Origin of the sequence: Shewanella sp. S1-49-MNA-CIBAN-0167, from assembly GCF_040310145.1 — a bacterium.
Classification (GTDB): Bacteria; Pseudomonadota; Gammaproteobacteria; order Enterobacterales; family Shewanellaceae; genus Shewanella; species Shewanella psychromarinicola.
Genome location: NZ_JBEOPO010000223.1, coordinates 1 through 279 on the forward strand (window position 1 = coordinate 1; position 279 = coordinate 279).

Below are 279 nucleotides of genomic sequence, written 5' to 3' on the forward strand. Positions count from 1 at the left end.
TCTAACACCTTACTATTAATATTGAAATATAATCGTTTATCCTGCTCGATGATTTCAATCATGCCTCCTTGCACTGCAAACCCCGAGATATCCGAAACCGTTAAAATAGGTTTATTATCGACAGCCAAAAACAAACGACGGGTTAAATCTCTTGAGTTGGTATCAATGAAGACCACATCACATTGTGCGATTGCACTTGTTTCTGAAAGTTGAATGACTGCAATGGATTGACCGGCCAGTTTTTTATTAGCCAATTCAATAAAACTGTCACGATATTGA

At 37.3% G+C, this 279-nt stretch carries 1 protein-coding gene; it reads right to left on the bottom strand.

The window, feature by feature from the left end; genetic code table 11:
• Nucleotides 1-254 (bottom strand): YfiR family protein (locus AAEZ00_RS21090; RefSeq protein WP_351089838.1); only part of this gene is annotated, 254 nt, incomplete at its 3' end.
• Between the last annotated feature and the right edge of the window lie 25 nt (nucleotides 255-279).